At 66.7% G+C, this 24,824-nt stretch carries 14 protein-coding genes and 2 pseudogenes; 11 read left to right on the forward strand and 5 right to left on the reverse strand.

The features are described 5' to 3' along the window. Nucleotides 1–21: 21 nt before the first annotated feature. Nucleotides 22–372 (reverse strand): RidA family protein, encoded by a 351-nt coding sequence (locus DM194_RS21955; RefSeq protein WP_111069663.1) that lies wholly within the window; start codon nt 370–372, stop codon nt 22–24. 295 nt (nt 373–667) lie between these two features. Here DM194_RS21955 and DM194_RS21960 point away from each other — a divergent pair, with 295 nt between their 5' ends. From DM194_RS21960 to DM194_RS21990, 7 genes are all read left to right on the forward strand, one after another. Then, nucleotides 668–1,783, forward strand: coding sequence for an ABC transporter substrate-binding protein (locus DM194_RS21960; protein WP_246024508.1), 1,116 nt, complete (start codon nt 668–670; stop codon nt 1,781–1,783). An 85-nt stretch (nt 1,784–1,868) separates the two neighbouring features. Then, entirely contained in the window at nt 1,869–2,768 is a 900-nt protein-coding gene (locus DM194_RS21965; protein ID WP_162630159.1) for a branched-chain amino acid ABC transporter permease, read from the forward strand. Next, the gene (locus tag DM194_RS21970; RefSeq protein WP_111069666.1) at nt 2,761–3,660 is read left to right on the forward strand and encodes a branched-chain amino acid ABC transporter permease; all 900 of its coding nucleotides are present in this window, start codon (nt 2,761–2,763) and stop codon (nt 3,658–3,660) included. Before DM194_RS21965 ends, DM194_RS21970 begins: the two co-directional genes overlap by 8 nt. Then, nucleotides 3,644–4,465, forward strand: coding sequence for an ABC transporter ATP-binding protein (locus DM194_RS21975; RefSeq protein WP_111069667.1), 822 nt, complete (start codon nt 3,644–3,646; stop codon nt 4,463–4,465). The genes DM194_RS21970 and DM194_RS21975 overlap by 17 nt, the downstream gene beginning before the upstream one ends. Beyond that, the gene (locus DM194_RS21980; RefSeq protein ID WP_111069668.1) at nt 4,462–5,187 is read left to right on the forward strand and encodes an ABC transporter ATP-binding protein; all 726 of its coding nucleotides are present in this window, start codon (nt 4,462–4,464) and stop codon (nt 5,185–5,187) included. The genes DM194_RS21975 and DM194_RS21980 overlap by 4 nt, the downstream gene beginning before the upstream one ends. Before the next feature lie 174 nt (nt 5,188–5,361). After that, a complete protein-coding gene (locus DM194_RS21985) occupies nt 5,362–6,084 on the forward strand; it encodes a GntR family transcriptional regulator (protein WP_111069669.1) in 723 nt (240 codons plus the stop codon). A 79-nt stretch (nt 6,085–6,163) separates the two neighbouring features. Then, nucleotides 6,164–9,682 (forward strand): indolepyruvate ferredoxin oxidoreductase family protein, encoded by a 3,519-nt coding sequence (locus tag DM194_RS21990; RefSeq protein ID WP_246024509.1) that lies wholly within the window; start codon nt 6,164–6,166, stop codon nt 9,680–9,682. 99 nt (nt 9,683–9,781) lie between these two features. Here the strand turns inward: DM194_RS21990 and DM194_RS21995 are convergent, their stop codons facing one another. Then, the gene (locus DM194_RS21995; RefSeq protein ID WP_246024510.1) at nt 9,782–10,129 is read right to left on the reverse strand and encodes a GNAT family N-acetyltransferase; all 348 of its coding nucleotides are present in this window, start codon (nt 10,127–10,129) and stop codon (nt 9,782–9,784) included. A 632-nt stretch (nt 10,130–10,761) separates the two neighbouring features. Here DM194_RS21995 and arr point away from each other — a divergent pair. Beyond that, nucleotides 10,762–11,178 (forward strand): NAD(+)--rifampin ADP-ribosyltransferase, encoded by a 417-nt coding sequence (gene arr, locus DM194_RS22000; RefSeq protein WP_111069671.1) that lies wholly within the window; start codon nt 10,762–10,764, stop codon nt 11,176–11,178. Between the two features lie 124 nt (nt 11,179–11,302). On the opposite strand, the gene DM194_RS22005 is transcribed toward arr, so the two are convergent. Next, entirely contained in the window at nt 11,303–13,222 is a 1,920-nt protein-coding gene (locus tag DM194_RS22005; protein WP_111069672.1) for an FUSC family protein, read from the reverse strand. A 574-nt stretch (nt 13,223–13,796) separates the two neighbouring features. On the opposite strand from DM194_RS22005, the gene DM194_RS22010 reads away from it, so the two are divergent. Next, nucleotides 13,797–14,972 (forward strand): IS110 family RNA-guided transposase, encoded by a 1,176-nt coding sequence (locus tag DM194_RS22010; RefSeq protein ID WP_111068683.1) that lies wholly within the window; start codon nt 13,797–13,799, stop codon nt 14,970–14,972. 440 nt (nt 14,973–15,412) lie between these two features. On the opposite strand, the pseudogene DM194_RS22015 reads toward DM194_RS22010, so the two are convergent. After that, nucleotides 15,413–15,517: pseudogene (locus DM194_RS22015) on the reverse strand (transposase); the annotation flags it as partial. A 104-nt stretch (nt 15,518–15,621) separates the two neighbouring features. Further along, nucleotides 15,622–15,735 (reverse strand): annotated as a pseudogene (locus tag DM194_RS28805) (IS5/IS1182 family transposase); the annotation flags it as partial. 504 nt (nt 15,736–16,239) lie between these two features. Between DM194_RS28805 and DM194_RS22025 the strand changes: the two are divergent. Then, nucleotides 16,240–17,946: a ShlB/FhaC/HecB family hemolysin secretion/activation protein gene (locus tag DM194_RS22025; protein ID WP_111069674.1), complete on the forward strand. Its 1,707-nt coding sequence runs from the start codon at nt 16,240–16,242 to the stop codon at nt 17,944–17,946. 15 nt (nt 17,947–17,961) lie between these two features. Beyond that, nucleotides 17,962–24,801: an MBG domain-containing protein gene (locus DM194_RS22030; RefSeq protein ID WP_111069675.1), complete on the forward strand. Its 6,840-nt coding sequence runs from the start codon at nt 17,962–17,964 to the stop codon at nt 24,799–24,801. The last annotated feature ends 23 nt before the right edge of the window (nt 24,802–24,824 follow it).

A 24,824-nucleotide genomic window follows, 5' to 3' on the forward strand; every position in this document is an offset into this window, starting at 1 on the left:
AGGGCGGTCACAGCGATCGGATCACAGCGACGCGGTCACCTGGATTTCGACGGTGAATTGCGGGGCGGCGAGCTTGGATTCGACGCAGGCGCGCACCGGCGTGTTGCCGGGCGCCACCCAGGCGTCCCACACCCCGTTCATCTCGGCGAAGCCGGCGATGTCGGCGAGCCAGATGGTGGCGGTCAGCAGCTTGGTCTTGTCGGTGCCGGCGGCGGCGAGCAGCTCGTCGATCCGGCCGAGGATGTCGGTGGTCTGCTCGGCGACGCCGGCGCCCGGCGCACGCAGCGCCACCACGCCCGCCGTGTAGACCAGACCGCCACAGACGACGGCCTGGCTCATGCGCGGGCCGACCTCGATACGTTGGATGCTCATGGATTGTCTCCCGAAATGCCGGCGGGCCGGGGTCGGCAACGCTCGTGAGCAGAACGATACGCATCTGTATACAGAACAGTCCACAGCTTTTTTCATCGTGCTGCACTGCCCAATGATCGGGCCCGAATTGTGTGCAACTGCACAAATGTTGGCTTGCCGAACAAATCCATTGACGAGGCTTTAGGACGGGAGATACGCTCAAGTGTATACACACAGTAATCCAGTCTAACATTCACCGGCAGGGAGATGTGCGATGGCGAGGATGAATGGCGTATCGCGGGGTTTGGGCTGCGGCTTGACCCGGCGTTCCGCGAATGGTGCGCTGCTGGGTGCGGTGGCGCTGGCGCTCCTGGGCGGCGGTGCCGCGCGGGCGCAGGACACGGTGACTCTGGGCGCCGTCCTGCCGCTGAGCGGTGCCAGCGCCACCATCGGCGAGGACCAGCGCCGCGGCATCGAGCTGGCGGTGGAGAAGGTCAACGCCGACGGCGGCGTGCTGGGCCGCAAACTGGCGGTCGTGGTCGAGGATTCCGGCGGCCGGGCGCAGAGCGCCATCGACGCGGCGCGCAAGCTGGTATCGGTGTCCAAGACCCCGGTGGTGATCGGCGAATACTCGTCGGGCAACACCATCCCGGTCGGCCAGTATCTCCAGCGCGAGGGGATCGTCCACATCAACCCCGGATCCTCCTCGCCGGTGATCAAGACCATCGGCGACCGGTCCTTCAGCACCATCGGGCTGGACGACGTCGCCGGCAAGTTCACCGCCGAGGCGGTCTACGGCATGGGCCACCGCAAGGCGGTCTTCCTCGCCCCCAACAACGCCTATGGCCAGGGCGTCTACAGCGAAACGAAGGCGGCGTTCGAGGCGCTGGGCGGCCAGGTGGTCGCCAACCTGCTCTACACCGAGGGGCAGTCGAACTACCGGCGCGAGTTGCAGCGTATCGCCGCGGCCAAGCCCGACGTCATCATCTATTCCGGCTACGGCCAGGAGTCGGCGACGATCAACCGCGAGGCCTTCGAGCTTGGCCTGTCGAAGACGCCGTGGTTCGGCATCTACCTGTCGATGTGTACCGCCGACTCCCGGCCGGAAACGGTCGAGGGCCAGATGGGCATGGAGGTCAACTATGTCGGTCCCGACGGCGCGTGGTATCGCGACGCCTACCAGAAGAAATTCGGCAAGGAGTTCGCCACCACCTTCAGCGGCTACACCTACGACGCCGTGATGATGGCCGCCGCCGCGATCAACAAGGCCGGCAGCACCGATCCGGCGAAGATCCGCGACGCGATGGCCGCGCTCGGCGACTATGCCGGGGCGACCGGGCCGATCGCCTTCGACGCCGACGGGCAGCGCAAGACCCAGCCCTACATCGTCGTCTCCTACAAGAGCGGCGAGCTGAAGACGGCGGCTAGGTAGGCGCCGCCGCTCCAGCCCGGACCTTCCGCAAACAGGGGTTCCCGGCCGGCCGGGAACCCCGATCCGGCCGACCGGAGACACGCCCGTGATCCAGATACTGATCGACACCCTGATCCGGACGAGCGACCTCGCCCTGATCGCGCTCGGCCTCAGCCTGTCCTACGGAGTCAGCCGCTTCCCCAATGTCGCCCATGTCGAGATGGCGCCGCTCGGCGCGGCGGTGGCGCTGGCCGTGGCCGCCCTGTTCCCCGCGGGCGGGCTGGTCGGCGCCGCCATCGCCGGGGCGCTCGCCGCCGGGCTGACGGCGATGCTGCTGCACCGCTTTGCCTTCGACCGGCTCGCCGCCGTCGGCCCGGCCAGCGCGTTGATCGGCTCGCTCGCCATTGCCATGATGCTGCGCGCCGGTCTCCAGGCCGTCTTCGGCACCCGGCCGCAGCAGTTCGACACACGGCTGACCCCGCCGCACGACCTGTGGGGCGCAATCCTGTCGGATCTTCAGATCGCGGCGATCGCCATCACCGCCGTCTGCCTGATCGGCTTCTTCGCCATGCTGCGGCTGACCCCGCTCGGGCGTTCGATCCGCGCCATCGCCGCCAACCCGGCGCTCGCCACCGCGTCCGGCATCGACGCCAGGCGCGTCACGCTGGTCACCGTCTTCCTCGGCGGCATGCTGGCCGGCATCGGCGGCATCCTGCTGGCGCTGGTTACCCAGCTCGACATCGGCATGGGGCAGATGCTGCTGCTGCCGGTCTTCGCCGCCGCCATCGTCGGCGGGCTCGGCAGCCTGCCGGGCGCCGTGATGGGCGCCTTCGCCATCGCGCTGGCCGAGACGCTGGTGATGCGCATCGATTTCGGCCTGCTGGCCGGCGAGGGGCCGCGCTATCTGCCGCTCGGCTACCTGACGGGCATCGGCTTCGCGCTCATCGTCGTCACCCTCGTGTACCGCCCGGAAGGGCTGCTGAGCCGGGGAGGCCGCCGTGCTTGAGTTCTGCCTGCATGTGCTGATCATGTCGGCGATCTTCGGGATCGCCGCGGTCAGCCTCAACCTCCAGGCCGGCACCAGCGGCCTGCTGAATTTCGGCCAGATCGCGCTGTTCGGCATCGGCGCCTATGCGGTCGCCATCCTGACCCGAGCCGGGTTGCCCTGGCCGGCCGCCCTGCTCGTCGGCATGTCCGCGGCGGCGCTCGGCGGCTTCGCCATCGGCCGGCTCGGCCGCGACCTCGCCGCCGAATACTGGGCGCTGGCGACGCTGGCGGTGGCCGAGCTGGTGCGGCTGGTCGCCCTCAACGAGGACTGGCTGACCGGCGGGCCGCAGGGCATCGGCGGCATCGCCGGCCTGTTCCCCGGGCTCGACGGCACGACGCGGGCCTTCGCCACCCTGGCCCTGGCGGCAGCGCTGCTGCTCGCCACGGCGCTGACGGCGCGGCGGCTCGGCCAGACCCAGTTCGGCCGCGTGCTGCGGCTGATGCGGGAGAACCCCGACCTCGCCACCGCGCTCGGCCACGACATCGTCGCCTGCAAGGTCAAGGTGCTGGCGATCGGCGGGGCGATGGCCGGAATGGCCGGCGGGCTCTACACCCTCTATGTCGCCTTCATCGGGCCGGACCAGCTGCTGCCCTTCGAGACCTTCCTGATCTGGACGATGGTCGTGCTCGGCGGGCTCGGCAACGTCGCCGGGGCGGTGGTCGGCGCCCTGCTGGTCACCTCGCTCTATGCCGGCATCCCGTTCCTGAAGGATCTCGTCGCCCTTCCGTCCGACCTGACCGGCAGCCTGCGCGTCTTCGCCATCGGCTCGATCGTGCTGGCCGCCCTGATGCTGAAACCCCAGGGGCTGGTCCCCGAACGGCTGCGGAGGCTCCATGCTCAGCGCACATGACGTCACCCGCAGCTTCGGCGGGCTGACCGCGGTCAACCATGTCAGCCTGGAGATCGGCGCGCGCGAGATCGTCGGTCTGGTCGGCCCCAACGGCTCGGGCAAGACGACGCTGCTCAATCTGCTGAGCGGATTCCTCGCCCCCACCAGCGGCGAGATCCGCTTCGACGGCACCGCCGTCAGCGCGCGCCGCGCCTGGCAGCCGAGCCGGCTCGGCCTGCGCCGCACCTTCCAGCTTCCCAGGCTGCCGGCCCGGATGTCGGTGCTGGAGGTGATGCTGGCCGGTGGGCGCCTGCCGTCCGGCGCCTCGCCCTGGCGGTCGCTGCTGATGCCGGGGGCGGTGCGGCGCGAGGAGGCGGCCTTCCTCGACAAGGCGATGGGGCTTCTGGCCGAGGTCGATCTCGCCGGCCTCGCCAACCATCCGGCCGGCGGCCTGTCCGGCGGGCAGCAGAAGCTGCTCGGACTGGCGGCGGCGCTGATGGACGACCCGGCGGTGCTGCTGCTCGACGAGCCGACGGCGGGCGTCAACCCGTCGCTGCGCCGGCGCATGGCCGACCATCTGCGGCGTATCCGCGAGGGCGGCACCGCGCTGGTCATCGTCGAGCACGACATGGGCTTCATCGGCGACCTGTGCGACCGCTGCCTCGCGCTGGACAAGGGGGCGGTGATCGCCAACTGCCGGCCCGACGAGCTGAGCGGCAACCAGCAGGTGGTCGAGGCCTATCTCGGCCGCCGCCGCCCCGGCGTCCCCCTGCGGGTCGTCGCCGGGGGAGCGGCCGGCGTCAAATCAAGCGGAGCCAGAGCATGACGCTTTCGGTGCATGAGGTGCGCGCCGGCTATGTGCCGGATGCCGACATCCTGAACGGCCTGTCCGTCACGGTGGAGCCGGGGGAGATCGTCACCATCCTCGGCCCCAACGGGTCGGGTAAGTCGACGCTGCTGAAGACGGTGGTCGGCCAGCTCCGCCCGCGTGCCGGCCGCGTCGTCGCCGACGGCCGTGATCTCGCCGGAATCCCGGTCCACAGGCGCATCCGCGACTGCGGCGTCGCCTATGTGCCGCAACTCGACAACATCTTCGGCCCGCTCACCATCCGGGAGAATCTGGAGCTGGGCGGCCAGTTCGTCGAGCCCGCCGCCCGCAAGGCCCGGCTGGAGCAACTGCTGGAGCATTATCCCAACCTCGGCCGCAAGGCCGGGGCGCGGGCCGACAGCCTGTCGGGCGGCGAGCGGCAGATGCTGGCGCTCGCCCGCGCGCTGATGCCGGGGCCGCGCCACCTGCTGCTCGACGAGCCGTCGGCCGGCCTGTCTCCGCTGATGATGGACGAGCTTTTCGCCCATATCCGCCGCATCCGCGACCGTGAAGGCGTCTCGGTCCTGATGGTCGAGCAGAACGCGGCGGAATCGCTGGAGGTCTCCGACCGCGCCTATGTGCTTGTGATGGGGCGGGTGCATCGGGAGGGCACGGCCCAGGAGATCCTGGAGGACGAGACGGTCGGGCACCTCTATCTGGGGGCCGGCCCGGTGCATTGATTGCCGCCTGCAAACGCTTTGGTCGCAGCTGTGTATACTGGCCTGCATATTCCGCCGGTGCTATGGTCCCGCGCGATGCACCGCCAGGGTGTGTCGCCGGGACTTCGCCGTCGGAAACCGGTATCGTTTTCCGGTTGTTGTTCCACCGGCGTTCAGGAAACACATAGGACGATCATGGCGGGAACCCCGCGCAAGAAGACCAGCAAGCCGGCACCCGCGCCGCGGGCCGCCGACAGCGTGAACCGCGTCTACGCGGCGATCCAGCGCATGGCGGTGAATTTCGAATTCCGGCCGGAACAGCGGATCAACGAGGTGGAGCTTGCCGCCACTCTGGGCGTCAGCCGGACGCCCGTGCGCGAAGCACTGAACCGCCTGGTGATCGAAGGACTGATCACGCTGGTGCCGAACAAAGGTTTCTACTGCCGCCCCTTCGACGCCGAGCAGATCATCAGCCTGTTCGAGGTGCGCGCGGCGTTGGAGAGGCTCAGTGTGGAACTCGCGGCCGAACGCGCCAGCGATGTCCGCATCGCCGAACTGATGGATTTCTGGAACGGCGTGCGGGCAAACCGCGCCGCGATGGACGCCGAGGAACTGACCAGCCGCGACGAGGAATTCCACATCCGCATCGCCGCGATGGGCGGCAACCCCGAGCTCGTCCGCATGCTGGAGAGCATCAATGCGCGGATCCGCTTCGTCCGCCGCATCGAGATCGAGAATCCGCAGCGCCGCACCACCACCTTCGACGAGCATCTGGCCATCGCCGAGGCGCTGAAGGCGCGCGACCGCGGCCGGGCGGTATCCTGCATGTCGGACCACATCGGCATCAGCGTGGCCGACGCCGTGGCCGCCATGAAGGAAGGGCTGGCGCGGATCTACATGGGCCGCATCGCTAGCTGAGCCGGTTCAAGCGGCGCTTGCCCCTTCCGGCAAAGTGTGTACACTTCGGAATGCACAATGACACCGAGGGAGGGCGCTCATGCCGGACGGCGTGGCGATGACGGGCGCGGTGACGCTGGACGACAAGTATCGGGCCGAGCACGGCCGCGTTTTCCTGAACGGGACGCAGGCGCTGGTGAGGATGGCGCTGCTCCAGAAGCGGCGCGACAGCGCCGCCGGCCTGCGCACCGCCGGGCTGGTCAGCGGCTACCGTGGCTCGCCGCTGGGCACCATCGACATGGAGATGGGCCGCGCGCAGGGCTTCCTGCAGGACCATGACATCCGCTTCGTTCCCGGCGTCAACGAGGATCTGGCCGCCACTGCCCTGTGGGGAAGCCAGCAGATCCATCTGCAGGACAAGCCAGAGTGGGACGGCGTCTTCGGCCTGTGGTACGGCAAGGGGCCGGGGGTGGACCGCACCGGAGACGCCTTCCGCCATGCCAACCTCGCCGGTTCGGCGGCGCGGGGCGGCGTGCTGGTGCTGGCTGGCGACGACCACACCTGCAAATCCTCCACCACCTCGCACCAGAGCGAATACGCCCTGGTCGATGCGATGATGCCGATCCTCAGCCCGGCCGACATCCCGGAGATGATCGAATACGGGCTGCACGGCTGGGCGCTTTCGCGCCTGTCCGGCTGCTGGACCGCCATGAAGGTGACGGCCGACCTGACCGACCGCAGCGTCTCGATGTCCCTCGATCCGGCCTTTCCGGTCCTCCGCCAGCCGGCGGATCTCGTCCTGCCGCCCGGCGGCCTCAACATCCGCTGGCCGGACAGCCCGCAGGAGCAGGAAGCCCGTCTTCATCTGCACAAGATCCCGGCGGCGCTGGCCTATGTCCGCGCCAACGGCCTGAACCGCGTGGCGCTGGGCGGGAGCGGCGCCCGTTTCGGCATCGTCACCGCCGGCAAAGCCTATCTCGACGTCCGGCAGGCGCTGTCGGAACTCGGGATCGGCGAAGGGCAGGCGGCGGCGCTCGGCATCGCCGTCTTCAAGGTGGCGGTGCCCTGGCCGCTGGAGCCCGACGGCCTGCGCGCCTTCGCGGCTGGTCTCGACGAGATCCTGGTGGTGGAGGAGAAGCGGCCGCTGATCGAAGGCCAGATCAAGGACATCCTCTACGGCCTGCCCGCCGACCGGCGCCCGCGCGTCACCGGCAAGAGCGACGACGCCGGTGCGCCGATGCTGCGCTCCCATGATGAGCTGTCTGTCGCCGAGATCGCCCGGGCCATTGCCCGGCGGCTGGCCCGCTGCGGCGTGGAGGTGGATGCCGCAGCGCTGGAGCGTCTTGAGAATTCCGGGGCCGCCCGCGCCGCGGGGCCGGTGGCCAAGCGCACACCCTATTTCTGTTCCGGCTGTCCGCACAACAGCTCGACCAAGGTGCCGGAGGGTTCGCGGGCCCATGCCGGGATCGGTTGCCACTGGATGTCGCAGGCGATGGACCGCGACACCGCCACCTACACCCATATGGGGGCGGAAGGGGCCAACTGGGTCGGGCTGGCGCCCTTCGTGCCGACCCGCCACATCTTCCAGAACATCGGCGACGGCACCTATTTCCATTCCGGGCTGCTCGCCATCCGCGCGGCGGTGGCCGGCGGCGTCAACATCACCTACAAGATCCTGTTCAACGACGCCGTCGCCATGACCGGCGGCCAGCCCCATGACGGCCAGCTCACCCCGCAGGCCATCGCCTGGCAGGTGCGCGCCGAGGGGGTGCAGCGCATCGCCGTGGTCAGCGACGAGCCGGAAAAATACGGGCCGTCGTCGGGCCTGCCGCCCTACGTCACCATCCACCACCGCGACGAGCTCGACGCCGTGCAGCGCGAGTTCCGCGAGGTGCCGGGCGTGTCGACGCTGATCTACGACCAGACCTGCGCCGCGGAAAAGCGTCGCCGCCGCAAGCGCGGCAGGATGCCGGACCCCGACCGCCGCGTCGTCATCAACGAACGGGTGTGCGAGGGCTGCGGCGACTGCTCCACCCAATCGAACTGCCTGTCGGTGGTGCCGGTGGACACCGAGTTCGGGACGAAGCGGACGATCGACCAATCCTCCTGCAACAAGGACTTCTCCTGCCTGGGCGGCTTCTGCCCCTCCTTCGTGACGGTGGAAGGCGGCACGCTGCGCAAGTCGCGCCCGGCCCCGGCACCCGCCGCCGATATGGACGCCGGTGCGGACGCACTGCCCGAGCCGGCGCGGCCTGCCCTGGAGCAGCCCTACCGCCTGCTCGTCACCGGGGTCGGCGGCACCGGCGTGGTGACCGTCGGCGCGATCCTCGGCATGGCCGCGCATCTGGAGGGGCTGGCCTGTTCCATTCTCGACCAGACCGGCATGGCGCAGAAGGGCGGTGCGGTGATGTCGCACATCGTGCTGGCCGGTCGTGCCGATCAGATCCACGCCGCACGCATCGCGCCCGGCGGGGCCGATGCGGTGCTCGGCTGTGATCTGCTGGTCGCCGCCGGCGAAGACGGGCTGAGCCGCATGAGGGCCGGCCGCACCCGTGCGGTGCTCAACCGGCATGAAACCGTCACCGGCGCCTTCACCCGCAACCCGGACGAACGACTGCCGCTGCCGCTGCTGGTCCGCCGGGTCGCCGACGCCTGCGGGGGAGGGGAGGCGGTCGATGCGCTGGATGCCACCGCCATCGCCACCGGGCTGCTCGGCGATGCGATCATGGCGAACCTGTTCCTGCTCGGCTACGCCTGGCAGAAGGGATTGATCCCGCTGTCCGCCTCGGCCATCGACGAGGCCATCGTCCTGAACGGCACCGGTGTCGCCGCAAACCGGGCGGCATTCGCCTGGGGGCGGCGGGCCGCCGCCGATCCCGGCGCGGTAGCGGCAGCCCAGATGGTCGATCGCCCGGCCAAATCCCCGGCCAAATCCCCGGCCGAAGCCGCCCCGCCCGCCGATCTCGATGTCCTGATTTCCCGTCGCGTAGCGGAGTTGACCGCCTACCAGGACAGCGCCTATGCCGAGCGCTACCGCCGGCTGGTCGATCAGGTCCGCCGTGTCGAGGCGAGTGCCGCTGCGGGCAGCGTCCAACTGACCGAGACGGTGGCGCGCTCCTTCTACAAGGTGATGGCTTACAAGGACGAGTATGAAGTCGCCCGCCTCTACACCGACGGCGCCTTCCTCGCGCGGCTGGGTGAGCAGTTCGAGACCGGCTTCCGCCTCCGCTTCCACCTGGCTCCCCCCTTGCTCGCAGCCCGCGATCCGCAGACCGGTCGCCTGAAGAAGAGTGCCTACGGCCCCTGGATGCTGACCGCGTTCAAGTTCCTGGCGAGGCTGAGGAAACTGCGCGGAACGCCGTTCGACCCGTTCGGCCGCACCGCCGAGCGCCGGGCCGAGCGCCGGCTGGTCGATGTCTACGAACGGGCGATCATGGAGTTGCTGGCCGGCCTTACGCCGGACAAGCTGGAACCGGCGGTGCGGATCGCCGCCCTCCCTGATCGCATTCGCGGATATGGGCATGTGAAGGAGAAGGCCCTGGCCCAGGCGGAAGCGGAGCTGCGCGATCGACTGGCACGGTTCCACTCCCCGCCGACGCAGCGTCTGGCCGCCGAGTGATCGGCGCCAGGGCGGCAACCTGGCTCCATTTCCCGTACCGCCGCCGTCGTTCCGGGAAGTATTTCGGGTGCAGCGGTGTCGGGAAATGGAGCCAGGGAACTACCGGAGTTTGCGCACGAAATGGTGACAGCCGATCTGGAAGCGCTTCGACATGTACAGGCGATGCGCGTCGCTCCGGTCGGGACCGACCCCGGAATCGAGATGGAGCGCGTCGCAACCGAGCCTCCCGGCCTCTTCCACCGCCCAGTCCAGAAGTTGGGAGGCGAAGCCATGTCCGCGCCATTCCGGCAGCGTGGCCATGTCGACGATGTAGAAGGATTTTCCCAGCCACAGGGAGTGCTGCAGGCGGTATCCCAGAATGCAGGCGGCCGGCTCGCCTTCGGCCGGAACGACACCGAAAAGACGATAGCCGTTCGGCCGCAGAACAGTGTCGATGATGCGGACCATCTCAGCAGCTTCATATTTCGGCCATAGCACCCGAAGGGCGGGCACCGCTGTCGCCGTGTTCTGCTCGGAGATTTCGATTATCGTTGACTGCACGTCTCTTCCTCATAACGCGGTTCAATGGAGCAGCGTTGCCGATGCTGACCTGGGCGCGGCGCTCTCCGCGGCATGATCGGCTGCGGACGCGTCCGTGATCAAGCTCAAGCGCGGCAATATCCAGCGATCCGCCCGCACGGGCCCGGCAGTTTCCCGCGGCTGTGCGGCTTGGCCGATGGGGGTTGCCGCGCCGCAGTGCGGCCTTTCTCCGAGCGGCGTCACTCGCATTTGCGCGACGCCTCTTCCTCCATGAGGACAGCGCTAAAGTGATCTTGCCCCGGTTCGGTGGCACTTGCACACTTTGCGTGGATCTTCGTCGAAGCCTCGGGCAATTCTCCGCGGCAGATGCGCTGAGACGGTGGTTCTTTGGCCAAATTTTGTGTGTACGGATGCGCTGAGGGCTAGTTTGCTCACTGCCTCCACGCAAAGTGCGCAAGATCCACCCAACCGTGGCAAGATCAGCCCGACTCTCGTTCGCAAAAGCATACGACGACCAGATGGCCTACTTTGCTATGGTAGACACTATTTGATGAGGCACTATGTACGCCAAGGATGTCCCCACCGGGACCGTCTTCTATCATGGAACTAAGGCCGACCTGGGGGTTGGCGATCTGATCGTGCCCGGCTTTGAAAGCAATTTCGTCGGGCACGGTCTGAAGCACGTCTACTTCACCGCCAAGGTGGAAACGGCGACTTGGGGGGCGGAGCTTGCTCAGGGCGAGGGGCGAGGCCGCATTTACATTGTTCAGCCGACCGGACCTTTCGACGACGATCCAAATCTCACCGACAAGAAATTTCCCGGCAACATGACCGCGTCCTATCGTTCGGTCGATCCGTTGCAGATCTCCGGCGAGGTCAAGGATTGGGTCGGTCACCCGCCCGAGCAGCTCCAGGAAATGAAGAGCAGTCTTGCTCGCTTGGTGCAGGAAGGCAGAGCCACGATCATTGAGGATTGATATCAACGATGTGGGCTGAGCCATATGGATGGTGTCGTTGGTACATTGGAAAATCCAAGTATTCTGCGGTCTGGCTGCTGTTCGTCTGCGCGATCCCGGCGCTGGCCCATGGCGAACACACCCATCACTCGCCAGATTCAACCTGCTGCAGGATTTCCTCCATGATCTCCAGAGCATAGCGTACAGGCTCGTCGGCAACAGCTAGCTCTGTCTCATGTTCCTTAAGCCTATCGTCAGCGGCGGGGGTGGAGCGATCGGCAGCGACACCTTCGCCCGCGACCACCCCCAAACGCTCCCTTATGGCCCGAAGCGCCTCCGCTTCGGCATCAGTCGGCTTGGTCTTGCGAAAGCTGTGCTCAAGCAGATGAGCGGCGTAGGCGAGGAGATAGACCCGGCGCAGGGGATTGCGGGTCCTGGCCCCGGCGATGCCCATGGTCCGGAAACGGAGAAGGGGATCATAGGCCTTCACCACATCGGCAAGGGCCTTGTCCGCGGCACTGGCGGCATTGGTCAGAGACTTATCCTGATGTTCGCCGTCAAGCTTGATGATGACGTGAACGAGGTCCCGCAGGGAAAGCAGGAAGTGGTTCATCGCCTGCTCGGCTATGCGCGTGGTTCGAACCGGCAGCACAGCACGAGCGGCGAAGATGCCAGCTGCGGCGCCGATTGCGGTTTCTTCCAGGCGAAGCACCAGAAGCTCGGGGGTGAAGATGCCGATCAAGCCATAGACGAGCGAGATGGCCACGTTGATGCAGACATTCATCCCGGCATAGGAAATGCGGGGCAGGTAGAACGCGCCGAAGATGGAGATCGCGATCAATGGAACGGTCAGGTAGAGATTGCCCCGGACCAACGTGGCGAGGCCAATGCCTAGAGCGATGCCGGCAAGACTGCCCGTAGTACGGCTGATGCCGCGGAGCGTAACGGCACCGGCCGATTGGGTGTTCATGAAGATCAGGAACGCGCTCATCACGGCCCAGTACCAGCGGTCCGAACCGATCAGGTACCCTCCCAGCATGGCAAGGGCGCAGGCCAGAGTGATCTGGAGGGCGAAGCGAAACTGTTGGTCCTTCAGCCATTCGCCCCGAGCAGGAAAAGGCTTTGGGGAGGAGGCGGGTGGAGCGGAGGTCAAGCCCTCGGGGAACGAGACCGGCAGTTCCGCCACTGCGGCCTGAAAACGCGCCTCGGCATCCTTCATCGCGATCAGTTCGCGCTCGATTCTGCTCGGATCAGCTTGGCGCCGGGAAAGCGCAGTTGCCGAGAACGCGTCCAGAGCGGCTTCGGTAGTCAGTTGCAAGTCCAGCAGCCGCCGGGTTATGGCCGAGTTTCGTTCGGCGCCGGGACCTTCCACCGTCAATGGGAGGTAGTCCTGGCACATGCGAATGTCGTTGCGCAGCCGGCTCGCAATCAGCAGAGCATCGTTCCAGCGCTTGTCCTTCTGTGTCGCCGCGACGCCCCCGATCATCCGGCGAAGTTGCTTGGAAAGGGACATGGTGCCATTGACGACGCGGCGGAAATCGCGAGATGGCCGTTCGGGCATAACGTGCCCGCGCACCAGATGCGCAACCAATCCGGATAGCATCAGGGCAAGCGCAATCTCCAAGAGGTCGCGTTCCGGGGCTTTGAGGAACGCCCCTAACACCCCGCACATGAAGGTGAACATGCCAACGGCCTGCCAGCGGGGGCCGAACCGCCGTGCATAAGCGGCAAGGAAGATGACGGTCAGGAGCCAGGCATCGATCCAAATCAGTGCACTCTCGGTCACCGATATACCGGCGATCGCGATGAAACCGCCCAGGGCAGCATAGACGCGGGTTACGGCACGTGCTGCGACCGTCGGGTCATTGATCAGGGCGGCTCCCTCGATCGCGGAGATCATGCCGAGCACATAGGCCGGCGCCGTCATGGGAACCCAGCGACCGAGCACAAGAAGCGCGAGGCAGACCGCTGCGACGGCCACCATGACGCGCACGCCCGTTCGAAGCCCAACAAGCCCGGGATCGGCCGACACGACGTAGAGTCTCAGCCTGGTAAGCGGGTCCATCGCATGTGTCACTTCCGGTAGGAAAGCCGGTCAAATAACGAAATTTATTAATATGCGCAGAGTGTTTCGCCGGCCGCGCGCATTTATCCGCGGTTATGCCGATGCCGCTTATATCGTGTCGAGCTGATTGATTGCAACCAAGCCTAGATGGCAGGGGTAGGACTTTGGCTATGTCTCAATAGGTAATTACATTGTGCCCGTAAACGGTATGGGGATTGGCCCAATGCTTGATTAAATTCAATATAATCGGACCCCGCGCATGGCGCTGAATTTGTCCCTTACCCATCAGAAACGCCGCAGGGTTCCTGATGTAAAAATAGAACCAACATAATTATCGTTCCTATTAAAGGAATATTTAGGCGCTGACTGATCTTGACCGATCGTGCCCCGAGGCGTGGTGTAGGACCTGGGCCGCTCATCAGGTTCTCCGGCCGGTCTGGCTGGATGGTCAGGCGGCCACAGCGGGCAGGCTGACGATGGGATCATCGCCGAGCGGGGCGATGGTTTCCAGATGCTATGGGACAGCGTGATGTTGCGGCACGCTGAGGCATTTGGAACCGATGGAGACGCTCCCATGCAGCAGCCCGAGATCGGCCGCTCGACGGCCACCTTCGTTCCCGAAGAAACCCTGGTTGCGGTCATTGAGATGAGCCTGTCCACGTGGCTTGTTGCCGGGCTTGTCCCTGGCGTCGACCGCCGTCCCTTGAAGAAGCTCAGCCCCGACGAGAACGACCTTCTGCTCCTCCTGGATGGTTGGCGCTGCGAGGCGATAGCCGCCGGCCGAACGATCACACGTGTCGTGGTTGCGTACGAGTCCGGGCGGGATGGGTTCTGGCTGGCACGCTGGCTGCGAACCCGAGGCATAGAAGCCCAGGTCATCCACGCCAGCAGCGTAGCGGTATCGCGTGACCGTCGCCGCGCCAAGACCGACCGGCTCGATACAACGCTGCTCATGCGCGTCCTGCTGGGCTGGTTGCGTGGCGAAGCTGGGCATTGCTCTATGGTGGCCGTGCCAGGGATCGATGAAGAAGACGCCAAGCGCCCGACGCGCGAGCGTGAGAACCTGGTGGCCGAGCGCACCCGGATCGTGAACCGGATGAAGGCGACCTTCGCCCGTCTCGGCATTCGCAACGTCAATCCGGCACTGCGCAAGACGGCCGAACGACTGGACAAGCTACGGACCCCTGAGGGTGGGATGATCCCCGCAAACACGCTGGCAGAACTTCGCCGCGATACAGCCCGGCTTCGGATGGTTGAGGAACAGATCGCCGAGATTGAGCGCGAGCGTATGGACCGCATTGCCCAGGCCGCTCCGCAGCGCAGCCGCGCCGACGGTATGCTCCGCATGCTGTCGCGCGTGGTCGGTGTCGGCGTGGAGACGGCCGACCTGTTGGTGCAAGAGATCCTGCTGCGCGATCTGCGGGATCGCCGGGCGGTTGCCCGCTATGCCGGATTGACCGGGTCTCCTGATGAGAGCGGTGCGCGCCGCCGCGAGCGCGGATTATCGCGCGCCGGTAATGCGCGGGTCCGAAAAGCCATGGTCCAACTCGCGTGGCGCTTCCTTGTCTTTCAGAAGGAGAGCGCGTTGGTGAAATGGTATCGGGAACGCACGGCCGATGGCCGGGGGCGAACCCGCATGGCGTTGATCGTCGCACTCGCCCGTAAGCTGTTGATCGCATTGTGGCGGATGGTGAAGACCGGCGAAGTGCCCCAGGGCGCTCTCGTCCGACCTGATCCTGCGGCGGCGTAGCTCTCGACGGGACGGCGGGTTGGCAGTAGCCACTTGGCTGTTCTGGCGGGTCCGAGGTGGCGGCAGCCCGGTACATGACGTGGTCTTCGTACCGCTTTCCAGATAGGGACCGCCGCACCGGAGCTTGGCTGACGATGCGGATGCCTGCATCATGGTACGGGCGTTTCGCCCACCGAATACAAGGTCGCAGCGCACCTCGTGCGCTCTGCAAGCCGGTTCCTCCTCCGACCGCCTCGCCCAGCCTGACCATCGAGCACAGCAGCGTGCTCAGAACGGTCAAGGACGCTGCGCGCCGCTGCGCGGTGCCCTGCGGGCCTCCTTGACCGTCCCTGCGCGCGCTGCTGACGGGGTGTCAGGTCGGGACGAAGGAATGGTCCATCCCAGCCGAACAAAGGAATGGAGTTCTTGATGCAAAGTGCTTGACGACGAATTTCCCATACAAGCGTCATGTATCGCGCCCGCTGAACGGCCCATTCATCGTTTTGCTCCAGCAATATCGCACCGATGAGCCTCGTAATCGCTTCCTCGTTGGGAAATATACCCAACCTGAGGTGGTGTCTTCGACGTCCAACGCTTTTCACCGGCATTTGGGGAAAAGGGCCGTCCACCACATCACCTCACTTAGTGAAACGCTTCCGGGTTTAGACAACTTTCGGGAGGCCGGCATGCCGAGGCTGGTCATGATGTTCATGACCATGCCGTCGACCATAGCTTCGACCTTCTGGGCAAGCAGAGTCCGGGCGCGGAGGCGGCGGCCGATCATGAACTCCGCATTGGGCGTCCACGGAAGCCTGGAACCGATAGGCCGGGACCGATAGGTCGATTCTCGATGCGATTGATGAATGCCGCTACAAAGATTGCAACCTTTGATAGCTCATCCGCAGTTCTGTGCTAACTATGCAAGAAAATAACAGCAGATCACCGAATTTTTGGATGGTAGATCGTTGAATGATGGGCCTGAAAGGCGCCTTTTAACGCAGGATCCTCTTAATGATGCGTATATAATAATTATCCTCTAGCAAAATTACTTTGCTATAGCGAAAGTTCGACAATCGGCGGCGCATCGGAGTTCTGCGGGTGTGAGTGGATTGCTCCATTCGTATGGGTCCGGGGGCGAACGCCGTCGTGTTGCCTCGTTGGTTGGGCAAAAGACGAAGGGGATGGTCGGGTGGGTAAGCAACTGGTTCGGCGACCGGCCTTCAATCGGTCTGATCGTTTTCCTGCGAAGGGTGGCTGTGTGTTGGCCTCGTCCGCGGCTTCCCCCACTATGCGCCGTCTGGTCGCGACCGCCACGCTGATCGGCGTCGTCGGCTTGACGACGGTTCCGGCACAGGGACAGGTGGCGCCCGATGCGGGAGCGCTTCAGCGCCAGCTTCGCCAAGGCATGCCTGACATCGCCCCGCAGCGTCCGCCCGCCGCGCCGGCTCAGCCGGAAGTCGTGCCGGAATCCGGCCCCCGCATCATGGTGACCCGCTTCATCATACAGGGCGCGAGCCTGATCCCGGCGAGCGAACTCGAAGCGCTTCTGAAGGACCGGACGGGGAAGGAGCAGAGCCTGGGCGATCTGCGGAACGCCGCCCAAGCGATCGCCGATGCCTATCGCGAACGCGGCTATTTCGCCCGCGCCTTCCTTCCGGCCCAGGAGGTCAACGACGGCACCATCCGCATCGAGGTGGTCGAGGGGCGGTTCGGCAAGATCATCCGCAAGGATGGCGAGACACGGGCCAATGGCACCTTTGTCGAGGAGATGGTGGGCAGCCGTCTGAAGCCGGGTGAACCCTATTCGCTGGCGGGGCTGGAGCACGGGCTTCTGCTGGCCAACGACCTACCCGGCGTCGTGGTGAACGGCACGCTCAAGGCCGGAACCGCTCCGGGCACCAGCGACCTTGCGCTGGACATCCAGGACACGGCTTTCCTCACCGCGAGTGCCGGTGCCGACAACGCGGGCACCCGCGCGACGGGGCTGTACCGGGGCAACGCCTCGGTGTCGCTCAACAATCTGACCGGGTATGGCGACCAGATCACCGGTCTGGCCCTTCGATCGGCGGGCATCAACTACGGTCAGGCAGGGTGGAGCGTTCCCCTGGGGCCGGACGGCTGGCGGGCCGGGGTGATGGCCAGCGCGCTCCGCTACCGGCTGGGCGGCTCCTTCAAGGACACCGACGGCAAGGGCATGGCCCTGACCCAGGGCGCGGATCTCTCCTACCCCCTGATCCGCAGCCCGGACGAGACGTTGTACGCGCGGCTGGCCTATGAGCATGGCCGCTACGACGACGACCTGCTGGGCGGAGCAGCCCACCGCAAGCGGATGCACAAGGCGAGCTTCAGCGTGGCCGGCGACCGCTCCGACGGCTGGGGCGGCGGGGGGCTGACCGCCTACCAGATCATGGTCACGGTCGGTTCGCTCGACCTGTCGCGGCTGGCCGACGACGCGGCGCTGGATGCCGTATCGGCCAGGACGGATGGCCGCTTCGCCAAGCTTTCCTTCGACCTGCGGCGCGATCAGGCCATTTCCAGTGATCTTTTCCTGCGCGGGCGCCTCAGCGGTCAGTGGACGAACACGAATCTGGACAGCTCGGAGAAATTCGCCCTGGGCGGTCCGTATGGGGTGCGCGCCTATCCGGTCAACGAGGGGATGGGAGACAGCGGCTTCGTCGCCAACCTCGAGCTTCACCGCCCGGTGACGGAGGGGTGGGCCGCCGGACTCGACCTGTTCGGCTTCGTCAGCGCCGGCCTGATCCGCCAGCATGCGAAAACCTGGGAGGGGTGGAGCGCGGATGACGACACCCCCAACCTCTACCCGCTGTTCGGCGCCGGGCTGGGCGTGAACTACGCGCTGGCCGGAGATGTCGGCGTCAGCCTGATGGCGGCGGTGCCGTTCGGACCCAACCAGGGCAGCCGCGTTTCGGGCCGCAACCAGGACGGCAGCAAGACCGGCCCGTGGGGCTGGTTCACGGTCACCAAGATGTTCTGATCAGGAGACAGGTCCATGTACGATCACGGCGGGATGAACCGGGCCTATCGGCTTATCTGGAACCGTGCCAAGGGGCTTTGGGTCGTCGCGCCGGAAATGGCCAAGGGCGGCGGCTACGCGGTCGGGGCTGTCGCCCTGGTCGGGATGGTCGTCGCATCGGGCGGAGCCATGGCCGATCCCGCCGCGAATGCGCTGCCAACCGGCGGCCAGGTCGTCGCCGGCTCGGTGTCGATCTCCGAGAACGGCGCCGCCATGACGGTGACGCAAGGCTCGTCGCGCGGCATCGTCAATTGGAAGAGCTTCGACGTCGGCGCCGGTGCGTCCGTGGATTTCAAGCAGCCGGACGCTTCCTCCGTCACCTTGAATCGTGTGACCCAGGGCGCGGGCAGCGTGATCGCGGGCAAGTTGTCGGCGAACGGCAAGGTCTATGTGGTCAACCCCAACGGCGTGCTGTTCAGCAAGAGCGCGCGGGTCGACGTCGGCGGGCTGGTCGCCTCCACGGCCGACATCGCCAACCAGGACTTCATGGCCGGTCGGGACGTCTTCACCGACCAGGGGGCAACCGGATCGGTCATCAATCAGGGCAGCATCAACGCCCATGACGGTGGATCGGTGGTGCTGATCGGCGGCACCGTATCCAACCAGGGAACCATCAACGCGCGCAACGGCAGCGTCGCGCTGGCCGCCGGGGCCAAGGTGACGTTGGATGCCGGGGCCAACGGCCATCTGAAGATCGAGGTCGATAGCGCGACCACCGCGGCACTTATCGAGAATGGCGGGCTGATCTCCGCCAGCGGCGGTCGGGTGCTGATGACCGCGCAGGGCGCCAGCGCCGCCGTGTCGTCGGTTGTGTCCAACACCGGCACGGTCGAGGCGCAAACCATCGCCCATGGGGCTGGCGGCAAGGCCGGCAGGATCGATTTGCTCGCCGGAATGCAGGGTGGCGAGGTCAAGGTCGGTGGTCGCATCGACGCCTCCGCTCCGAAAGGCGGTGACGGCGGCCATGTCGAAACCTCCGCCGCCACGGTGACGATCACACCCGGCGCCAAGGTGACGACGCTGGCCGACAAGGGCAAGACCGGCAACTGGCTGATCGACCCATACAACGTTACCATCTCGGCGGCGGCCGACAGCGGGAGCGGCTTCACGGCCACCGCCAACGACACCGTCATCAACGTCACCACCCTGACCAACGCGCTGGCCTCGACCGGCGTCACCGTCACCACCGGGACGGGCGGCAGCCAGGCCGGCGACATCACGGTGGCGGCCCCGATCCATTGGAGCGCCAACACGACGCTGACGCTCAATGCGGCGGGCGACATCTACATCGACAAGGACATCACCGCGACCGGGAACAGCGCCGGACTGGTCCTGAATTATGGCAGCGGCAAGGATTATCATCTGCGCGGCGGCGCGCGCGTCACGCTGTCGGGCAGCAACTCCGCCTTCTCGGCGGGTGGTTCTGCCTTCACGCTGATCCGCAGTCTCAACGACCTGAACAATGTCCGTAACGCCACCGCCACCAATCACGCGATCGTCGCGGACATCGACGCCTCGGCAACCACCGGATGGAACGGCGGCGCGGGCTTCACGCCGATTTCGGGTGTGAGCGGCCAGATCCATGGCTTGGGCCATGTGATCGACAAGCTGTTCGTCAATCGCCCCGGCGCTTCGAACGTGGCGCTGGTCGGCAACACGACCAACATCGTCCGCGACGTCACGCTGTCCAATGTCAACATTACGGGCGGCAGCCGCGTCGGTGCCGTCGTGGGCACGGCCAGCGGCGCAAAGGTCAGCAACGTCCATGTGACGGGCAGCGTGAAGGGGATGATCGAGCAAACCGGCGGCATTGTCGGTGTGACGGATTCCTCGACGCTGCTCAGTTCCTCCTCGGCGGCCACCGTCACCGGTGTGACGCAAACCGGCGGCCTGGTCGGTCGGGCGCGCTACTCCAACATCTCCGATTCCTATGCCACCGGCCCGGTGACCGGAACGGGCGCGTTCACGGGCGGTCTGGTCGGCGGGACCGATATGGGCGGTACGCTGGCCCGTGTGTATGCCAGCGGCAAGGTGACCGGCACGACCGACGTCGGCGGCCTGATCGGCGGTCCGGTCGCGGGCGGTTTGGCGACCACGACCAACGCCTATTGGGACAGCGGCACCACCGGCCAACCGAGCAGCTACGGCAACGAGGTCTCCTCCGTCAACGCACGGCAACAGGCGACCTACGCCGGGTTCGACTTCACCAACGACTGGGTGATGATCGCCGGGGAAACCCGGCCCATGCTGCGCAGCCAATATTCGACGGTGATCGCAACCCCGGCGGCGCTGCAACTGATGGAGCTGGATCTGAAGGCCAGCTACACGCTCGGCGCCGACATCGATTTCGGCAGCGCCTTCACCGCCGATTCCGGCAGATACGCCGGCCTGTGGGGGGCCGGCGGCTTCGTGCCGGTCGGCAAGTCCGGTTCCCAATTCACCGGCAGCCTGGACGGCCAGAACCACAGGATCACCGGGCTGACCATCGACCGGCCGTCCACCCCCTACGTCGGGCTGTTCGGCTATGCGGGCCCAAGCGCGGCGATCAGCAACGTCACCCTGGCCGGCGGCACGGTCACCGGCCAGAGCAATGTCGGCGCCCTGGTCGGCTATCTTCGGCAAGGCACGGTCACCAACGCGGCGTCCGGCGCGACCGTCATCGGCGCGGGAACCGGCGCGGGCGAGGTCGGCGGCCTGATCGGCGTCAACAACGCCGGCACGGTCACCTCCTCCTCGGCCAGCGGCAGTGTCACCAGCCCCGGCTACGACGTCGGTGGTCTCGTCGGCCTCAACGAGTACGGCGGGGTGGTCACGAAATCGTCCGCCAGCGGCAGCGTGACCGGCACCAGCAGTGGCCAAGGCTACGTCGGCGGGCTGGTCGGCACCAACGGCTACAACGCCGGCACCGGTGGGACGATCAGCCAGTCCTACGCCACCGGCACGGTCAGCAGCACCGCCGGTCCGGTCGGCGGCCTGGTCGGTCACAACCAGGGCGCCATCACCGACTCCTACGCCAGCGGCCGGGTGATCGGCACCGGTGGCGCCAACACCATCGGCGGCTTCATCGGCGTCAACGGCCCCACCGGCACCATCGCCAACGCCTATGCGACCGGCTATGTCACCGGCCCGTCACAGGTCGGCGGCTTCGGCGGCTACAACAACAACAGCCCTTCGGCGATCACCAACGCCTATTGGAACAGCCAGACCAGCGGATTGGGCACCGGCATCGGCGGCGGCGGCGGCGGAATCACCGGCAGGACAACCGCCCAACTGCAAGGCACCCTGCCCACCGGGTTCTCCGGCACGATCTGGGGCACCGGCGCCGGCCTCTACCCCTATTTCGGCTGGTCCCACGCCACGACCCCGGTCGCGGTGTCGGGAAAGGCCTACAGCAACGCCGGCACCACGGCGCTGGCCGGCGCGACGGTCGCCGCCGTGACGAACGGCACGGCGTTCGGCAGCGCGGTGAGCGGCGCCGACGGCTTCTACTACATCCTCGGGGCGGCCGGCTCGATCAACGCCGCCGGGGCGCTGACCTATCTCGACAACCATGCGACCAAGGGTGCGGCCTTCGCCGACACCGTGACGACGGCGGGCGTCACCGGCCTCGACATCTACGGCTCGGCGGTCCATCTGGTCGCGGGGAAAAGCAGCCTGTCGGCCACGCGAACCGGCTACGCCACCACCCGCGGCTCCTTCAGCGACACCGACCTGTCCTTCCTGTCCAGCAGCTCCTTCGCCCCGCTGACCACGACGGCGGGGTACGGCGTTCATCTCAGCGCCGCCTCGGGCTACAGCCTCGACGGGTCGCTCGGTTCGGGCGGCCTGCTGACGCTGAACAGCGGCGGTACTTTCGGGGTCAGCGGCACGGTCGGGCTGACCGCCGCCGGCGCCCTGACGGTGAACGCCCCGCTGTCCTGGAGCGACGCGGCGGGCCTGACCCTGACGACCAGCGACAACGGCAACGTCACGCTGGGCGGCGCCGTCTCCGCGCCGCTGGGTTCGCTCACGGTCGCGGCCGGCGGTACGACGACCAGCAGCGCCGCCGTCGCCGTGCGCGACTTCCGCCTGACCGGAGGCACCTGGAGCCAGATCGCCGGCATGCTGCCGGACTTCGCCGCGACCGACTTCCGCCTGACCTCGGGGGCCACCTTCCTTCGCGCGACGGGCGGCGACGGTTCCGTGGCTACCCCCTACCGGATCGCCGACGCCTACGGCCTCCAGGGCATGGGGTCGACCAGCCTCGCGGCGAAGAGCTTCCGGCTCGCCGGGGCGATCGACGCCAGCGGCACCACGACCTGGAACGCCGGCGCCGGCTTCAGCCCGATCGGCACCAGCGCAACGCCCTTCGCCGGCACGCTCGACGGTCAGGGATACAGCATCTCGAATCTGACGATTGCCCGGCCCTCCGGCAGCGAACAGGGCCTGTTCGGTGTGATCGGGGCGAGCGCAACGGTCAGCAACGTCCGCCTGTCCTCTGCCAATGTGTCGGGCCTGAACAATGTCGGCGCTCTGGCTGGCGTGAATCACGGCACCATCACCGGCAGCTACAGCGACGGAACCGTTACGGGTGCGGGGACGGATGTCGGCAATCTCGTTGGAGAGAACGACGGGAGCATCGCCAATTCCTTCGCCACCGGCTCCACGCACGGCACCGGCACGAATGTGGGCGGGCTGGTCGGCTACCATCTGGGCAGCGGCAGCATTGCGAACGCCTATGCCACGGGAACGGTCACGGGTGGAGCATCCTCCAACAATCTGGGTGGTCTGGTCGGGTTGAACGCCGACATGGCGACGATCAGCAACAGCTACGCCACGGGCAGCGTCACCAGCGCCGCCACGGGTGCGCATCTGGGTGGATTGATCGGGGAACGCCTCGGCGGCGCCACGTCCAACAGCTTCTGGAACACCACGACCTCGGGGCTGACGGCGGGTATCGGAACGGGAAGCGCCACCGGCGTCACCGGCCTCGACAGCGCCGGCATGATGACGCTTTCCAACTTTACCGATGCGGGTTGGGACATCGAGGACAAGGGCGGAACCTCCACCGTCTGGCGCATCTATGAAGGCTTTACCGCGCCGCTGCTGCGCAGCTTCATGACCGGCCTTACCGTGACGGGCGGGACCGCAACGAAGACCTATGACGGCAGCGACGTGTCCACGACGGTCGGCACGCTGACCTACAACCCAAGCCCTCACACCGCGTCCAACGTTCTGGGGACGGCGCGCTACAAGGCGAGCAGCGCCAATGCCGGAACCTATTCCGGCACGGACCTGACATTCAGCGGCCTCTATTCCACCCAGTTCGGCTACGACATTCTCATGACGCCGGGGACGCTCACCGTCAACAAGGCGGCGCTGACGGTCACGGCCAGCAACGCCGGCAAGACCTATGACGGGCAGGCTTACACCGGCGGTGCGGGCGTCTCCTACAGCGGCTTCGTCAACGGCGAGACCGCCGGGGTTCTGGGCGGCACGCTGGCTTACGGCGGGACGGCGCAAGGGGCGGTCAACGCCGGCACCTACACGCTGACGGCCTCGGGACTGACCTCCGGCAACTACGACATCACCTACGCGCCGGGAACGCTCGCCATCGCCAGGGCGGCACTTGTCGTCACGGCCAGCAACGCCGGCAAGACCTATGACGGGCAGGCTTACACCGGCGGTGCGGGCGTCTCCTACAGCGGCTTCGTCAACGGCGAAACCGCCGGGGTTCTGGGCGGCACGCTGGCTTACGGCGGGACGGCGCAAGGGGCGGTCAATGCCGGCACCTACACGCTGACGGCCTCGGGACTGACCTCCGGCAACTACGACATCACCTACGCGCCGGGAACGCTCGCCATCGCCAGGGCGGCGCTTGTCGTCACGGCCAACAACGCCGGCAAGACCTATGACGGGCTGGCTTACACCGGCGGCGCGGGCGTCTCCTACAGCGGCTTCGTCAACGGCGAAGCCGCCGGGGTTCTGGGCGGCACGCTGGCTTACGGCGGGACGGCACAAGGGGCGGTCAACGCCGGCACCTACACGCTGACGGCCTCGGGACTGACCTCCGGCAACTACGACATCACCTACGCGCCGGGGACGCTCACCGTCAACAAGGCGGCGCTGACGGTCACGGCCAGCAACGCCGGCAAGACCTATGACGGGCTGGCTTACACCGGCGGCGCGGGCGTCTCCTACAGCGGCTTCGTCAACGGCGAAACCGCCGGGGTTCTGGGCGGCACGCTGGCTTACGGCGGGACGGCGCAAGGGGCGGTCAACGCTGGCACCTACGCGCTGACGGCCTCGGGCCTGACCTCCGGCAACTACGACATCACCTACGCGCCGGGAACGCTCGCCATCGCCAGGGCGGCGCTTGTCGTCACGGCCGATTCGCAGAAGGTCAGGCGGCGCGACAAAGCCAGCCCCCTGACCTACACGGTGGGTGGGGCCGGGTTCGGACATGGCGATACGGCGGAGACGGTCTTCTCCGGCGCTTTGTCGAGCACGGATGATCTCAGGGCATCGGGCGGCTATTCCATCACCCAGGGTACACTGGCGTTGGTCAGCAACAATTATATCCTGGCGGAGTTCATTCCAGGAGTGCTGGAGGTGACGGAGGCGGCCAACACCGACACGCCGACGGCGAGCACCCTCAACCGCGTAACCAAGCCCTTCACCGACCAGGAAAGTAACGGCCAGCTCTCAGCGGCTCCAAGCAACGGCGCTTCCAGCAAGGAGTACAGAACCGCCGTCGAGCCTACCGCCAATCTCAACGGCTCAAACTTCCCCTTCCTGACCTTCGCCCCGGTGTTGATCAAAATCGACAAGCAATGACGTCGAGGGGGCACTGTTGCAAA

The organism is Azospirillum ramasamyi (genome assembly GCF_003233655.1).
Classification (GTDB): Bacteria; Pseudomonadota; Alphaproteobacteria; order Azospirillales; family Azospirillaceae; genus Azospirillum; species Azospirillum ramasamyi.

What these genes read in the sequence shown, in the direction of transcription:
- DM194_RS21985 (WP_111069669.1), top strand. Translation starts at nt 5,362, where the DNA reads ATGGCGGGAACCCCGCGCAAGAAGACCAGCAAGCCGGCACCCGCGCCG.
- DM194_RS21990 (WP_246024509.1), top strand. Translation starts at nt 6,164, where the DNA reads ATGCCGGACGGCGTGGCGATGACGGGCGCGGTGACGCTGGACGACAAG.
- arr (WP_111069671.1), top strand. Translation starts at nt 10,762, where the DNA reads ATGTACGCCAAGGATGTCCCCACCGGGACCGTCTTCTATCATGGAACT.
- DM194_RS22010 (WP_111068683.1), top strand. Translation starts at nt 13,797, where the DNA reads ATGCAGCAGCCCGAGATCGGCCGCTCGACGGCCACCTTCGTTCCCGAA.
- DM194_RS21975 (WP_111069667.1), top strand. Translation starts at nt 3,644, where the DNA reads ATGCTCAGCGCACATGACGTCACCCGCAGCTTCGGCGGGCTGACCGCG.
- DM194_RS21980 (WP_111069668.1), top strand. Translation starts at nt 4,462, where the DNA reads ATGACGCTTTCGGTGCATGAGGTGCGCGCCGGCTATGTGCCGGATGCC.
- DM194_RS21955 (WP_111069663.1), bottom strand. Translation starts at nt 372, where the DNA reads ATGAGCATCCAACGTATCGAGGTCGGCCCGCGCATGAGCCAGGCCGTC.
- DM194_RS22030 (WP_111069675.1), top strand. Translation starts at nt 17,962, where the DNA reads ATGTACGATCACGGCGGGATGAACCGGGCCTATCGGCTTATCTGGAAC.
- DM194_RS22005 (WP_111069672.1), bottom strand. Translation starts at nt 13,222, where the DNA reads ATGGACCCGCTTACCAGGCTGAGACTCTACGTCGTGTCGGCCGATCCC.
- DM194_RS22025 (WP_111069674.1), top strand. Translation starts at nt 16,240, where the DNA reads ATGCGCCGTCTGGTCGCGACCGCCACGCTGATCGGCGTCGTCGGCTTG.
- DM194_RS21995 (WP_246024510.1), bottom strand. Translation starts at nt 10,129, where the DNA reads ATGGTCCGCATCATCGACACTGTTCTGCGGCCGAACGGCTATCGTCTT.